At 73.0% G+C, this 14171-nt stretch carries 12 protein-coding genes; 8 read left to right on the top strand and 4 right to left on the bottom strand.

Features of this window, described 5'->3' with window-relative positions; genetic code table 11:
- Positions 1-27: 27 nt before the first annotated feature.
- The 6 genes from ODJ79_RS26795 (at position 28) to ODJ79_RS26770 (ending at position 7328) form a co-directional block, all read left to right on the top strand.
- A complete protein-coding gene (locus ODJ79_RS26795) occupies positions 28-1038 on the top strand; it encodes an alpha/beta hydrolase (protein WP_263026352.1) in 1011 nt (336 codons plus the stop codon).
- 24 nt (positions 1039-1062) lie between these two features.
- Positions 1063-2298, top strand: coding sequence for a RimK family alpha-L-glutamate ligase (locus ODJ79_RS26790; RefSeq protein ID WP_263026351.1), 1236 nt, complete (start codon positions 1063-1065; stop codon positions 2296-2298).
- Between the two features lie 44 nt (positions 2299-2342).
- Positions 2343-2765, top strand: a complete 423-nt coding sequence (locus ODJ79_RS26785; protein ID WP_263026418.1) for a DUF5990 family protein — start codon at positions 2343-2345, stop codon at positions 2763-2765.
- The gene (locus tag ODJ79_RS26780; protein ID WP_263026350.1) at positions 2762-5716 is read left to right on the top strand and encodes a DEAD/DEAH box helicase; all 2955 of its coding nucleotides are present in this window, start codon (positions 2762-2764) and stop codon (positions 5714-5716) included. Before ODJ79_RS26785 ends, ODJ79_RS26780 begins: the two co-directional genes overlap by 4 nt.
- Positions 5709-6497, top strand: a complete 789-nt coding sequence (locus ODJ79_RS26775) for a hypothetical protein (protein ID WP_263026349.1) — start codon at positions 5709-5711, stop codon at positions 6495-6497. The genes ODJ79_RS26780 and ODJ79_RS26775 overlap by 8 nt, the downstream gene beginning before the upstream one ends.
- Before the next feature lie 414 nt (positions 6498-6911).
- A complete protein-coding gene (locus tag ODJ79_RS26770; protein WP_263026348.1) occupies positions 6912-7328 on the top strand; it encodes a hypothetical protein in 417 nt (138 codons plus the stop codon).
- Here the strand turns inward: ODJ79_RS26770 and ODJ79_RS26765 are convergent.
- Positions 7300-8760, bottom strand: a complete 1461-nt coding sequence (locus ODJ79_RS26765; protein ID WP_263026347.1) for an SDR family oxidoreductase — start codon at positions 8758-8760, stop codon at positions 7300-7302. The two genes, ODJ79_RS26770 and ODJ79_RS26765, sit on opposite strands and share 29 nt — an antisense overlap.
- A gap of 79 nt (positions 8761-8839) precedes the next feature.
- On the bottom strand, positions 8840-9151 hold the full coding sequence (locus ODJ79_RS26760) for a hypothetical protein (RefSeq protein WP_263026346.1): 312 nt from the start codon (positions 9149-9151) through the stop codon (positions 8840-8842).
- 281 nt (positions 9152-9432) lie between these two features.
- On the opposite strand from ODJ79_RS26760, the gene ODJ79_RS26755 reads away from it, so the two are divergent.
- Positions 9433-10647, top strand: a complete 1215-nt coding sequence (locus tag ODJ79_RS26755) for a cellulose-binding domain-containing protein (RefSeq protein WP_263026345.1) — start codon at positions 9433-9435, stop codon at positions 10645-10647.
- A gap of 42 nt (positions 10648-10689) precedes the next feature.
- Positions 10690-11985: a mannitol dehydrogenase family protein gene (locus ODJ79_RS26750; protein WP_263026344.1), complete on the top strand. Its 1296-nt coding sequence runs from the start codon at positions 10690-10692 to the stop codon at positions 11983-11985.
- A 35-nt stretch (positions 11986-12020) separates the two neighbouring features.
- Here ODJ79_RS26750 and ODJ79_RS26745 read toward each other — a convergent pair whose 3' ends face one another.
- Complete coding sequence (locus tag ODJ79_RS26745) at positions 12021-12896, bottom strand: LLM class flavin-dependent oxidoreductase (protein ID WP_263026343.1); 876 nt, start codon at positions 12894-12896, stop codon at positions 12021-12023.
- Positions 12897-12906: 10 nt separating this feature from the next.
- The gene (locus ODJ79_RS26740; protein WP_263026342.1) at positions 12907-14097 is read right to left on the bottom strand and encodes a cytochrome P450; all 1191 of its coding nucleotides are present in this window, start codon (positions 14095-14097) and stop codon (positions 12907-12909) included.
- Between the last annotated feature and the right edge of the window lie 74 nt (positions 14098-14171).

Below are 14171 nucleotides of genomic sequence, written 5' to 3'. Positions count from 1 at the left end.
TCGGCGGCCGCCGGTTAATGTGCGGACATGAAGCGGGTCGCCGGGGCTTGGTGTGACGGCGACACCGCCTGCTTCCGGCTGCCCGATCAAGAGCAAGAGCTGTCCGCCGTACGGCTGGTGTGCGGTTTCCTGGGCTCCCCCGAGTTCGCCTACTCGCCCGGGGATCGGCGCTGGGAGCTGCGGCTCCCGCGGCCGGACGCGGCCCGGATCGAGTACCGGCTCGAGCTGACCCACCGCGACGGTCACCGCGAGACGATCTGCGACCCGGGCAACCCGCGGCGGGCGCCGGGCGGCTACGGCGACTCCTCGGTGCTGTGGTGCCCCGACTACCGCGAGCCGGACTGGCTGCACCTGCCGCCCGCCGACGGCGACTGGCACGACCTCGGCCCGCTGATCCGGGCCTGGTCGCCGGCCTGCCCCGCCGACCGGGTGCTGATCGCCCACGACGGCACCGACTACCAGCGGTACGCCGGGCTCGGCCGGTATGCCGCGGCCTCGATCGCGGCCGGCCGGGTCGAACCGTTCCACCTGGTACTGCTGGCGGCCGAGGATCGGTTCGAGTCGTACTCGGCCTCCCCGGCGTACGCGAAAATGCTGACCACCAAGCTCCTGCCGCAGGTGTTCGCGCAGCTCGGCGCGACAGCGCCGGTGATCGGCGCCGGCGTCAGCCTCGGCGCGCTGGGCATGCTGCACGCCCAGCGCACCGCTCCGGAGCTGTTCGCCGGCCTGTTCCTGCAGTCCGGCAGCTTCTTCCAGCCCCGCTTCGACGCCCAGGAGTCCGGCTTCGCGCGCTACCAGCGGATCACCCGGTTCGTCAGCCAGGTGCTCCGCGCCGACGCCGGTCCCGCCGTGCCGGCCGCGCTGACCTGCGGCCGGGTCGAGGAGAACCTCGCCAACAACCGCGACCTGGCCGCGACCCTGCGCCGGCAGGGCTACGAGGTGACCTTCGCGGAGAACCGTGACGCGCACAACTGGATCGGGTGGCGCGACGCCCTCGACCCGCATCTGACCTCGCTGCTGCAGCGGGTCTGGCCGTAGCTTCTTCTACCCCGGGAGGACGACGTGGCCGACGTCGAGCACACCATCGGACTGTTGCTGGGCACCGAGGACGACTGGCCGCGCGCGTACGAGGCGCTGCTGCGCCGGCTCGGCGTGGTCACCGGCCCGGACGGCCGGACCCACCGCACCGGCTCGGTCCGGGTCACCATCGAGCCGTTCAACCTGCGCTACCGCCCGAAGCACGACCTGGTCATCGACCGCCTCGCGTACTGGTACTACCACCCCCGCGAGTGGCTCAAGAAGATCGCCCTGATGGACGACGTGTACCTGCTGAACAGTCCGTTCACGTTCCAGTCGATGGAGAAGCACGCGGCCTACTGCGCGATGATGCGGCTCGGCCTCAAGGTGCCGGAGACGGTGCTGGTCCCGTACAAGAACCCGCTGGACAACTCGCGGTACGCGTACACCGCGGCCCGCTACAACCAGGCCTTCGACCTGGACGAGACCGCCGCGCAGGTCGGCTATCCGATGTACATGAAGCCGTACGACGGCGGCGCCTGGGTCGGCGTCTCCCGCATCCGCAACCCCACCGAGCTGCACGCCGCCTACGACGCCTCCGGCGAGCGCCTGATGCACCTGCAGGCGGCGGTGGAGAACTACGACGTCTTCGCCCGCTCGCTGACCATCGGCCCGGAGACGATGGTGATGAAGTTCCGCCCCGAGCAGCCCATGCACGCCCGTTACGAGGTCGACCACAACTTCCTCGCCGCCGACGTGGGTGACGAGGTGGTGACCATCTCCCGGCTGGTCAACGCGTTCTTCCGCTGGGAGTTCAACTCGTGCGAGGCGCTCGTGCGCGGCACCGACGTCCACCCGATCGACTACGCGAACGCCTGCCCGGACGTGGCCATCACCTCGCTGCACTACTACTTCCCGTGGGCGATGGCGGCCCTGCTGCGCTGGACGGTCTACTGCGTGGTCACCGGCCGCCGCCCGCGCCTCGACACGGACACCGCCCGGTACTTCGCCATCGGCGACGACCCGTCCCGGTCGTACGCCGAGAAGCTGAGCGAATATCGCCGGCTCGCCGACGAGTACTTCGAGACGGACCGCTACCGCGACTTCTGCGACACCCACCTGTCCCGGGTGAACGAGATCGTCTACGACTGGGTCAGCTCGGAGGAGTTCCGCTCGCTGCTGCGCGAGACGGTCCGCGCCACCTACCCCCTGCACGAGCACGAGAAGTTCCTCGGCCACTTCGGCGGCCTGGTCGATGCCTGGGTCCGTGACAACGCTTGACCGGCGACGTGTCGTACCCCCGGCCTAGAGTCGGTCGGGTGCGGATGCGGATCGAGGGGCGGGACCTGCCCGGCGGCGACGAGTTGCGCCTGCGGAACGTGCATGTCGGGGTGCAGCGCAAGGCCGAGGTGGTCGAGCGCTTCCCGGTGACCGCGGGGGCGGTCGCCTGGGAGTTCGACGTCACGGTGCGGGAGATCGACGACCTCCTCGATGTGGGCGGGCCCTTCGTGCACGGTCGGCCGGGGGCCCGCTTCCTCTACCTGAGCTGGGGAAACGTCGACGGTGACAGGTTCGACATGTTCCGCCGCGCCAAGCTGATGTTCGGCGACATCCCGACCGCGGTGCTGCGCGACGCCTACCAGGACGGCGGCGTCCTGGTGGGGGAGCTCGGCCTCACCGACGAGTGCGGCGACCCGAGATGCGCCCGCGTGCGGCCGCCCGACATCGTCTGGACGCGCCGATCATGACGGCTGTGGTTCAGGCCGGCGTCCGGGTCCTGCACGGCTTCCTGGGTGCCGACGGCGCGCTCTGCCTCTGGGGCGAGTCCGACCTGGCAGCTGAGTTCCGGCGGGGGAGCGGGCACCCGTTCGCCGTCGAGCGGGACCGGCTGCCGGCGGGTGAGGACCTCGCGGACGTCGCCCTGGTGCTGCCCTCGACCACGGTCGGCCCGCTGCCGTCGCCGCAGCTCGGGCTCGCACCGCGGCGCGGGACGCCCCGGCCGCGATCGTGGCGGGTGCCGGCCGTGGCCGTGCCGTTCGTCGACGACGACCTCGCCGACGAGTTCGACGGCCGCGTCGGGCACGACGCCCGGTGGCTGATCGACCTCTGCTCGTTCGCCACCGACCTGGTCCGGCGCGGCCGGGTGCTGCCGGCGGTGCTCCCCGGCGGCCCCACGGCCCGGTGGCGCCCGGTCCTGACCGGCTTCGACGCGATCCACCACGCCGGCCTGCTGCGCCGCATGCCGCCCGCCTGCCGCGCCGCGACCGGCGCGCTGCCCGCGGCCGAGCTGCAGGCCGCCGCCCTGCACCGGCTGGTGGACGGCCTGGTCCGCACCCGCCTGGCGCTGTCCGGGGTGGAGATCGGCGACGGCTGGCTGGCCGCGCTCACCGGCGACGCCGCGTTCACGGCGGCCCCGGCGCTCGCCGACGAGCTGGCCGAGCGCCTCGACGCCTGGCACGCGAGCGCGGCCGCCGGTGCCGCCGTCCGCCTGTGTTTCCGGCTCAGCCACCTGCATGAGCTCGACGAGGAGCCGGACGCCACCGATCCGCAGGCCGGCGCGCGGGGCCGCGACGGCTGGCTGCTCGAGTTCCTGCTGCAGGCGGTGGACGAGCCGAGCGCCCTGGTCACCGCCGCCGACATCTGGCGGGACGAGTACGCCCCACTGCGCCGCTGGACCCGGCATCCGCAGGAGCGGTTGCTCGGCGGGCTGGGCCGGGCCGCCCGCCTCTTCCCCGGCCTGCAGGCCGCGCTGCGCGTGCCGCGGCCGGTCGACATGGTGCTCGACACCGCCGAGGCGCACGCGTTCCTCTGCCAGGCCGGGGTCCTCGAGGAGGCCGGCTACGGCGTGCTGCTGCCGACCTGGTGGCGGGAACGGCAGAGCCTCGGCCTCGCCCTCGACCTGCGCGGCCGCGACCCGATCACCCCGGTGCTGCGGGACGAGGCGGCCGACCTCGCCCACCTGGTCGACTACCGGTGGGGGCTGGCGATCGGCGGGGAGCCGCTGACCGAGTCCGAGCTGGTCGATCTCGCCCGGGCCAAGGTGCCGCTGGTCCGGCTGCGCGGGCGCTGGGTGCACCTCGACCCCGGCCATCTCGCGGCGGGCCTGCGGTTCCTCGAGCGCGGCGGCGGGTCGATGACCGCGGGCACGGCACTTCGGACGATCAAACTGTTGCCGCCGGAGGAGCTGCCGCTGGCGGTGACCGCGGTCGGCGGCAAGGGGTGGCTGGCCGACCTGCTCTCCGGCGAGCTCGACCAGCGGCTCGAGTTGCTCGATCCGCCGCCGGGTCTGGTGGGCGTGCTCCGCCCGTACCAGATCCGGGGTTTCTCGTGGTTGGCCTTTCTCGACGGTCTCGGGCTGGGCGCCTGCCTCGCCGACGACATGGGCCTCGGGAAGACCGTTCAGCTGCTCGCGCTGCTGCTGCACCGGCGGGCCGGGCCGGCCCTGCTGATCTGCCCGCTGTCGGTGCTCGGCAACTGGCAGCGGGAGGCGGCCCGGTTCGCGCCCTCGCTGACCGTGACGGTGCTGCACGGCGCCGAGCGGCCCAAGCCGGCCGCGCTGGCCGGCGCCGACATCGTGCTCACCACCTACGCCACGGCGACCCGCGACGCCGACGAGCTGGCCGCCGTCGACTGGGACCGCGTCGTGCTCGACGAGGCGCAGCACATCAAGAACAGCGGCAGCGCGGTGGCCAAGGCCGTCCGCAAGTTTCCCGCCCGGGTGCGCATCGCCCTGACCGGTACGCCGGTGGAGAACCGCCTGGCCGAGTTGTGGTCGATCCTCGACTTCCTGAACCCGGGCCTGCTCGCCTCCGCGCACACGTTCCGGGCCCGGTTCGCGGTGCCGGTCGAGCGGTTCGGCGACGAGGAGGCGGCGGCCCGGCTGCGGCACGCCACCCGGCCGTTCCTGCTGCGCCGGGCGAAATCCGACGCCGCGGTGATCAGCGACCTGCCGGAGAAGCGGGCGGTGCGGCACCTGTGCGGGCTCACCCCGGAACAGGCCACGCTGTACCGCGCGGTGCTCGACGACATGACCACCCACCTCGCCGAGAGCAGCGACAAGTGGAACAAGGGCATCGTGCTGGCCGCGATGACCAAGCTGAAACAGGTGTGCGTGCACCCGGCGCTGCTGCTCGGGGACGGCTCGCCGCTGCCCGGCCGGTCGGGCAAGCTGGAGCGGCTCGAGGAGATCCTGGACGCCGCGCTGGCCGACGGGGAGAGCGCGCTGGTGTTCACCCAGTTCGCGAGGTTCGGCGCGATGCTCACCCCGCATCTGGCCGCCCGGTTCGGGGTGCCGGTGCGCTACCTGCACGGCGGCACGTCGCGGGCCGACCGGGATGCGATGGTCGCCGCGTTCCAGGACGACCCGCGACCGGGGATCTTCGTGCTCTCGCTGAAGGCCGGCGGCACCGGGCTCAACCTGACCGCGGCCAACCACGTCGTGCACGTCGACCGCTGGTGGAACCCGGCGACCGAGGCGCAGGCCACCGACCGGGCGTTCCGGATCGGGCAGCGGCGCGACGTGCGGGTGCACACGCTGGTCTGCCTCGGCACCCTCGAGGAGCGGATCGACCGGCTGCTCGCCGACAAGGGGATGCTCGCCTCCCGGGTGGTCGGCAACGGCGAGAGCTGGCTCACCGTCCTGGACACCGCCGAGCTGCGTGACCTGGTCCGTCTGGCACCGGAGGCGATAGTTGACTGACGATCCGCTCGCCCTTGCCTTTCTCGGGACCTTCGAGTCGTTGCGGATGGGTCCCACGTTCGCCCGCGGGCGGCGCGACGAGCGCAACGGGCACGTCCGGCAGCTGACCATCTCCGGCAGCCTGGTCGTGGCGCTGGTGCGTGGGCCGGACGACCCCAAGGCGTTCCGGGCGCGGATCGCGGTGCGGTCCTTCGGCGCCTCGGAGTGGGCGCGGGTCGAGCAGGACCTCGTCGCCGAGGCGCGGTTCGCGGCCGACCTGCTCGCCGGCCGGATGCCGGCCGGGATCGGCGCGGTCTTCGCCGGAGCCGGGCTCAGTCTCGTGCCGCTGTCGCTCGACGAGGTCGCGATGGACTGCGGCTGCGAGCGGTGGCCGATGCCGTGCGTGCATCTCGCCGCGACCTGCTACGCCCTGGCCCGCTCGTTCGAGGAGGACCCGTTCGGCGTCTTCGCCTGGCGCGGGCGGCACCGGGACGAGCTGCTGCTGCACCTGCGGGAGCTGAGGGCGGCGGCGGGGCCGGCGGCCAGGAGCGAAGACTCTGATGTTTCCGAACCGCCCCCTCCGGAAGCCGGGTGGGAAGAGGAGTTCTGGGGGACGGAGGTGACGTCCGTGGCCGCGATCACCGGCCGTCCGGGAGCCGTCTCGCGGCCCGACGCCCTGCTCGACCAGCTGGATCCGCCGCCGCTGGCGCACGAGGGCCGCCCGATTGCCGACCTGTTGCGCCCGGCGTACCTCGCCCTGCCGGAAGAGCCCGAAGAGGCGCCGGATGGGCGCGAGAGGTAGGCGGAGTCCGTTCGTTCACGATCGGCATGGACCCACAGATACCCTCAGGTAACGTTCCGCGGTCATGTTTCCCTGGGCAGGCATGGAAATTTGTCTAGAGAAGGTGTGACATGAACCGATTTACCCGGACGCTCCTGATGTCGGGCCTCGGCCTGGCCACCACGGGCGCCGTAGCAGTCGGTGGTGGACCTGCTCTTGCCGCGTCGGACACCTCGGCCGTTCGAGCCACCACGCAGTCCGATTCCACCCTCACCACGCAGGCGCGCCGATACCGGCTCGTCGGGTTCTTCCCCAGCTACTGGGCCTGCAACCGGGCCGGCTGGTTCGGCCAGCGCCGCGGATGGTGGTACAGCTTCGAATGCCGTAGTGGCCCCCGATACGTCGCCCTGATCGTCAACAGCTACGACTGGGGTAATGGCTGGCCGGGTTACTGGCCGGGCCACTGGTCCGGCCAGTGGTGGCAAGGCCACGGTATGTGGGATCCGCACCACCCGTGGTGGCCCGGCGGCGGTAACGGTCCCGGCGGCGGCGGTCCTGGCGGTCCCGGTGGCGGCGGTCCTGGCGGCGGCGGTCCTGGCGGGCCTGGCGGGCCTGGCGGTCCTGGCGGGCCTGGTGGGCCTGGCGGCGGCGGTCCCGGCGGTCCTGGCGGGCCTGGCGGCGGCGGTCCTAGCTGGCCTGGCGGCGGCGGTGGCGGTGGCGGTGGCGGCGGTGGCGGTGGCGGTGGCCACTCGGTCGTTGCCGATCTCGGCTGACCTACCGGCAAGAGAGGCGAGCCGCACCCCGCGGGGTGCGGCTCGTTCCGTCACCAGGCGCCGGGCGCGTAGTCCTTGAGGAAGCAGCCGTACAGGTCCTCGCCGCGCTCGCCGCGGACGATCGGGTCGTAGACCCGGGCCGCGCCGTCCACCAGGTCGAGCGGCGCGTGGAAACCCTCGCCGGCCAGCCGGGTCTTGGTGGGATGCGGCCGCTCATCGGTGATCCAGCCGGTGTCCACGCTGGTCATCAGGATCCCGTCGGCGAACAGGTCGTCCGCGCTGGTGCGGGTCAGCATGTTCAGCGAGGCCTTCGCCATGTTCGTGTGCGGGTGGCCGGCGCCCTTGTAGCCGCGGGCGAAGACACCCTCCATGGCCGACACGTTCACCACGTAGCGGCGCGGGAAGCTCGACCGGGTCATCGCCTCGCGCAGCCGGCTGACCAGTACGAACGGCGCCGTCACGTTGCACAGCTGGACCTCGAGCAGTTCGAGGGGGTCGACCTCGTGCACCCGGTCGCTCCAGCTGTTGGTCGGCGTGACGTCGGGGACCAGGCCGCCCGCGTCGATCTCGGCCGAGCGGGCGACCAGCGCGAGCTCGGTGACCTGCCGCGGGGTGAGCGTCGACGCGCCCGCGGTGAGCGCCGCCGCGGGGGAGGCCCCGGCCGTGCCGAAATACTCCAGCTCAGGCAGCGGACCGGCGGGCAGCGGCTCGCCCTCGGCCGCCGCGATCGCCGCGTAGGCGCCGGCCGTGCGGCGTACGGTCTGGGCGGCGTTGTTGATCAGGATGTCCAGCGGGCCGCGCTGCGCGACCGAGTCGGCGAGGCCGACCACCTGGGCCGGGTCGCGCAGATCGAGGCCGACCACCCGCAGCCGGTGCAGCCAGTCGGCGCTGTCCGGCATCGCCGAGTAGCGGCGGACCGCGTCGTGCGGGAAGCGGGTGGTGATGGTCAGGTCGGCGCCGTCGCGCAGCAGCCGCAGCGCGATGTACATGCCGATCTTGGCGCGGCCGCCGGTGAGCAACGCCCGGCGTCCGGTCAGGTCGGTGCGGGCGTCGCGTTTCGCGTGGTTGAGCGCCGCGCAGGCCGGGCAGAGCTGGTGGTAGAACGCGTCGACCACGGTGTAGCGCTGCTTGCAGGTGTAGCAGCCGCGAGGCTGGCGCAGCACCCCGGCCGTGCCGCCGGTGACGCTGGTCCGCAGCGGAATGCCGGCGGTCTCGTCGTCGATCCGGCCCGGCGCGCCGGTCGCGGTCGCCTCGGTGACCTCGCGATCGGCGGCGAGGATCGCGTCCCGCCGCTCCCGCCGGCGCTGCAGCTTGACCGTCTTGAACAGACCGGCCGTCGCGCGCCGCACGGCCACCGCGTCGGGATGCTCGGGCGGAAGCGCCTCGGCCTCGGCCAGGACGGCCAGGCAGACCGCCAGCCGCTCAGGGGCTATGTCACTACCGGCGCCTGGTCCTGCGGACGGCGCGGAGAACCCGGGCCCCGTCGGGGTCGTATCGGCGTCGCGCGCCATCTCCGTACGTCTCCTTCGCTTGCTCTGCACCGCAAGGAACTGTAACCAGCCCCAACGGTCGGCAGCGAAGTCCCTCCGCTTAGGTGAGCGTCGCCATCCGCGCGACCGGGCGGGTGGCCGGGCGCCGCCGGTTGAGCCGCTTGGGGACGATCTCCACCCGGGACTCGCCGCGCGGGGCCGCCAGCTGAGCCTGCTCCAGATGGGCGGGCGTGGAGACGATGATCACCGAGGCCAGGCCGTCGTCGAGCATCTGCAGCGCGGCGGGCCAGTCTCCGCTGATCAGGCCGGCCACCGCGTACCGGCGGACAGCGCAGTAGTCGAGGCAGCGCGCGGCGTTCACCTCGAATCTGTCCTGCTGCACGAAAACCACCGCGTTCGTCACCGTGACCATCTCCTCCACCCCGGGTCGCTGTGCGAGCGAGAACCACCTAATCGCGCCGAGTGGCCTCCTGCATATCGGCCTGTCGGTTAGCCGACCGAACCTAACGGTGTTTGCCTCTTTCGCGCGCGAAGGAATCGACGGATATCGTACTCACGAGGGGTGGTGATCATGTCGCTCAGCGTGTACAAACCCGGCCGCTTCCGCGCCCGCCCAAAGACAACTACAGTCATCAATATACTTGGGAGCGCTCCCAGCTGTCCTCCGTCCCCCTCGATCCCCGGGAGTACCTCATGCGTCGAAGAACACTTGCCCTGGCCGTGGCCGCCGTCGTGGCCGGCGCCGGCACGGTCGTCGCGGCGGCGTCCGCGGCGACCGCGGCCACCGCCTGCGCCGTCGTCTACACCCCGAACTCCTGGTCCACCGGCTTCACCGCGGACGTGAAGGTGACCAACCTCGGGGCGGCGGTGAGCGCCTGGACGGTGTCCTGGACGTTCGCCGGTGATCAGAAGGTGACCAGTGCCTGGAATGCGACAGTGAGCCAGTCCGGCAGCGCGGTCACCGCGACCAACGTCGCCTGGAACGGCAGCCTGGCCGCCGGAGCGTCCACCAGCTTCGGCTTCCAGGGCACGTACTCGGGCACCAACGCCACGCCGACCGCGTTCGCCTTCAACGGCGTGGCCTGCGGACCGGACGCGACCCCGACGACCACACCGCCCACCACCGCGCCCACCACTCCGCCCACCACCGCACCGACCACACCGCCGACCACGGCACCGACCACACCGCCCACGACGCCGCCCACGACGCCGCCTGCCCAGAACTGTGTCGCGACGGCGGTCTGCGACGGGTTCGAGTCGCAGACCGGCACGACGCCCGCCGGGACCTGGGCGGTCACCTACCCGGACTGCTCCGGCGCCGGCACCGCGGCGATCGACCGGACCGTCGCGCACAGCGGCAGCACCTCGCTGCGGATCAACGGCGCCGAGGGCTACTGCAACCACGTCTTCGTCCGCAGCACCCAGATCCTCGGCACCACCAGCAACGTCTGGTACGTCCGCTACTGGGTGCGGCACACCACCGCGCTGCCCACCGCGCACGTCGCCGCGGTCGCCCTGGCCGACGCCAACGACAGCGGCAAGGATCTGCGCTTCGGCGGCCAGAACGGTGCCCTGCAGTTCAACCGGGCCTCCGACGACGCCACCCTGCCCGAGCAGAGCCCGGCCGGCGTCGCGCTCTCCGCGCCGCTGCCGGTGAACACCTGGAACTGCGTCGAGTTCAAGGTGGACGGACGGGACGGCACGATGCAGACCTGGCTGAACGGCACCTCGGTGCCCGGCCTGCTCGAGGACGGGGTGCCGACCCACGACATCGACAGCCAGTGGCTCAACCGCACCTGGCGGCCCAAGCTCACCGACCTCAAGCTCGGCTGGGAGAGCTACGGCTCGGGCGCGGACACCCTCTGGTACGACGACGTGGCGGTGAGCGCGATGCGCAACGGGTGCTGAGAGCTGGTTGCAGAGCGCACCGGCGGAAACCAGGATGGAACCATGCGGATCGTCCACCTGGGCCTCGGTAACTTCTTCCGGGCGCATCAGGCGTGGTACACGTCGGTCGCGCCGGACGCCGGGGAGTGGCCGATCGCGGCCTTCACCGGCCGGTCACCGGGCGCGGCCGCGGCGCTCAACGGCCAGCACGGCCGGTACACGCTGCTGGTGCGCGGCCCCGAGCACGACGACGCTTCGATCATCGGGGCGCTGGACGCCGCGTACCCGTCGGACGATCTGCAGGCGTGGCGCGAGCACCTGGCCGCGCACCGCACGGCCGTCGTGACCCTGACGGTGACCGAGGCGGGTTACCTGCGCGACGCCGGCGGCGGCCTGGACGAGAGCCGGGCCGCCGCCGACGTCACCGCATGGCTGCGCGGCGAGCCGGTGCAGACGGTGCCCGGCCGGCTGATGGCCGGGCTCGCCGAGCGCCGCATCCACGGCGGCGGCCCGATCGCAATCGTGCCCTGCGACAACCTGCCGGAGAACGGCGCCGCGGTGGCCCGGGTCCTGCTCGACTTCACCACGCTCGCCGAGCCGGCGCTGGTGCCGTGGATCCGGGACAACGTCGCGTTCGTGTCCACCGTGGTCGACCGGATCACGCCGCGCACGACCGGTGAGGACGTCCGGGCAGCGGCCGCGCTGACCGGGTTCGAGGACGCCGTCCCGGTGGTCACCGAGCCGTACACGGAATGGGTGCTCAGCGGCGTCTTCCCGGCCGGCCGGCCGGGCTGGGAGGCCGGGGGAGCGCGGTTCGTCCCCGACATCACCGTGCACGAGCAGCGCAAGCTGCTGCTCCTCAACGGCGGGCACAGCCTTCTCGCGTACGCCGGGAGCGCCCGCGGTCATGCCACCGTCGCCGATGCGGTCGCCGACCCGGAGTGCCGCGGCTGGCTGCGGCAGTGGTGGGACGAGGCGAGCCGGCACGTCCCGCTGCCCCCGGGCGAGCTGGCCGCCTACCGGGAGGCGCTGCTGACCCGGTTCGGCAACCGGCGGATCCGGCACACCCTCGCCCAGATCGCCGCGGACGGCTCGCAGAAGCTGCCGGTGCGCGTGCTGCCGGTGCTGCGCGGCGAGGTCGCGGCCGGGCGGCTGCCGGCCGGCGCGATCCGGATCGTCGCCGCCTGGATCGACCACCTGCGCGGGTTCGGCGCACCGGTCGCCGACGCGGGCGCCGGGCCGTTCCAGGCCCGGGCCGGGCGGGTCCGCGACGTCCTCGCGCTGCTGGCGCCGGATCTGGCCGAGGACGAGGCGCTGGTGACCGCGATCGATCGGGCGACGCTCAAGCCCGCCGGCTGAACGGCGCGGTCTCTTCCGGCGCAGACTTCCGGGCGTCAGCCGCGGACGATGCCCAGGATCGTGTCCATCGCGGCCAGCTTGGCGGCGCCGGTGCCGAGCAGCTCGTCGGGGATGATCAGCTCGTCGAGGCCGATCTCGCGGTACTCCGCGACCGCGTCGGCGAACCTCGACGGCGACCCGCCGATCACCGGCGGGCCGCTCGCGTCGTCCGGGAGCGGCTCGCCCACCGACACCAGCGCCTGCGCCGTCCGGTCGATCGCCTTCGGATCGCGGCCGACCTCGGCGCAGAACCGGTCGAGCACCGCCGACTTGTGCGCGATGAACGACGGCACACCCCACGCGTTCCACAGGTCGGCATACTTCGCGACGATGCCGAGCATCCGCCGCTCGCCCTTCGCGCCGATCATCAGCGGCAGCGGCTCCTGCACCGGCTGCGGCCGGCAGACCGCGTCCACGACCTGGTAGTGCTTGCCCTCGAAGGTGGTGCGCGGCTGCCGCAGCAGGCCGAGCATGATCTGCACCGCCTCCTCGAAGCGGTCGATCCGCTCCCTCGGCGGGGGCAGCGTGATCCCGTACTGCCGATGCTCGTTGATCTGCCATCCGGCGCCGACGCCGAGGACGAACCGGCCCGCGCTGATCCGGTCGACGGTCGCCGCCATGTTGGCCACGACGGCCGGGTGGCGGTACGTGTTGCCGTAGACGAGGGTGCCGATCCGCACCCGCGGCACGGTCGCGCCCAGCGCCGCCACCACCGAGCCGCACTCCAGGATCGGGCCGCTGTCGTCCTCGTCGTTCGGCATGAAGTGATCGGCGAACCAGACGCCGTCCCACCCGGTTTCGGCCGCGTGCCGGGCCATCGACAGCACCTCGGAGTACGGGTGCTCGGCGCCGGGCCAGATCGAGATCCGCATGCACCGGAGCCTATCGGCCGGACGACGCTCGAGCGCGCCGGCGGAGCGGCACCGCGGTGTAGGCCCGCAGCACGAAGGTCGGGCGGTTGACCGGCTCCGCGGCGAGCGCCATGTCCGGGGCGTGGTCGAGCAACGCGGTCAGGCCGGCCGCCAGCTCGATCCGGGCCAGCGGCGCGCCCAGGCAGAAGTGCAGCCCGGCCCCGAAGGCGAGGTGCGGGTTGGGGTCGCGGCCGGCGTCGAAGGTGTCCGGCGCGGCGAACACGGCCGGGTCGCGGTTGGCCGCGCCGAGCAGGGCGGCGATCTGCTCGCCGGCACCGATCCGGACGCCGGCGATGGTCACCGGCGCGGCGGCGGTGCGGACGAACATGTGCAGCGGCGGGTCGTAGCGGAGCATCTCCTCGGCGGCGGTGGGTACCAGGGCACGGTCGGCCCGGAGGCGGGCCAGCTGCGCGGGGTGCCGCAGCAGGGCGACCACGCCGCCGCCGAGCGCGTTGACCGAGGCCTCGTGCCCGGCGTTGAGCAGCAGGATCGCCGAGGCGACCAGTTCGTCGGCGGTGAGCCGGTCGGTGCCGTCCCGGACGGCGACGAGGTGGGTGATCAGGTCGTCGCGCGGGTCGGCCTCCCGGCGGGCGGCCAGATCGCGCAGGTAGTCGGCGAACTCGCGGCACGCGGTGAGGGCGGCGGCCTCGGCCTCGGGCGTACGGGAGACCTCGTACATCCGGACGATCGCCGCCGACCACGGGCGCAGCCGGTGCCGGTCCGGCTCGGGGACGCCGAGCAGTTCGGCGATCACGGTGACCGCCAGGGGTTCGGCCACGGCGGTGAGCAGGTCGAACTCGGAACCGGCCGCGCGGACCAGGCGGGCGGCCTCGGCGGCGACCGCCGGGCGCAGGCGTTCCACGTGGCCGCGGGCGAACGCCTTGGCCACCAGCCCGCGGAGCCGGGTGTGGTCGGGCGGCTCGTTCTCCATCATCTGGTGGCGGTGCAGCAGGTTGAACGGCTCCCACACGGCCGACGGCTCCCGGTCGGTCCAGAACCGGCCCAGGCGGCGGTCGCGCAGCACCGTGTCGGCGGCGGCGTGCGAGGCAGCCAGCCAGGTGCCGGTCGGCTCGTGCCGGCTCACCGCCGCCCGCGACCGCAGCCGGGCGAGGGCCGGGTACGGGTCGCGGATGACCTCCGGATCGGTGAAGTCGATCGTCATGCCTCGCAGGTTAGCGCCGGGGCTTGAACTGGAGTGCACTCCAGGTCCTACCGTCGAGAGCGTCGATCGCGGAC

The sequence above is a fragment of the Actinoplanes sp. KI2 genome (assembly GCF_025630775.1).
Classification (GTDB): domain Bacteria; phylum Actinomycetota; class Actinomycetes; order Mycobacteriales; family Micromonosporaceae; genus Actinoplanes.
This window is presented reverse-complemented; position numbering and strand designations above follow the sequence as displayed.

Coding starts and splice junctions, on each gene's coding strand:
- ODJ79_RS26795 (WP_263026352.1), top strand. CDS start 28: ATGAAGCGGGTCGCCGGGGCTTGGTGTGACGGCGACACCGCCTGCTTC.
- ODJ79_RS26785 (WP_263026418.1), top strand. CDS start 2,343: ATGCGGATCGAGGGGCGGGACCTGCCCGGCGGCGACGAGTTGCGCCTG.
- ODJ79_RS26780 (WP_263026350.1), top strand. CDS start 2,762: ATGACGGCTGTGGTTCAGGCCGGCGTCCGGGTCCTGCACGGCTTCCTG.
- ODJ79_RS26770 (WP_263026348.1), top strand. CDS start 6,912: ATGGCTGGCCGGGTTACTGGCCGGGCCACTGGTCCGGCCAGTGGTGGC.
- ODJ79_RS26765 (WP_263026347.1), bottom strand. CDS start 8,760: ATGGCGCGCGACGCCGATACGACCCCGACGGGGCCCGGGTTCTCCGCG.
- ODJ79_RS26760 (WP_263026346.1), bottom strand. CDS start 9,151: ATGGTCACGGTGACGAACGCGGTGGTTTTCGTGCAGCAGGACAGATTC.
- ODJ79_RS26755 (WP_263026345.1), top strand. CDS start 9,433: ATGCGTCGAAGAACACTTGCCCTGGCCGTGGCCGCCGTCGTGGCCGGC.
- ODJ79_RS26750 (WP_263026344.1), top strand. CDS start 10,690: ATGCGGATCGTCCACCTGGGCCTCGGTAACTTCTTCCGGGCGCATCAG.
- ODJ79_RS26745 (WP_263026343.1), bottom strand. CDS start 12,896: ATGCGGATCTCGATCTGGCCCGGCGCCGAGCACCCGTACTCCGAGGTG.
- ODJ79_RS26740 (WP_263026342.1), bottom strand. CDS start 14,097: ATGACGATCGACTTCACCGATCCGGAGGTCATCCGCGACCCGTACCCG.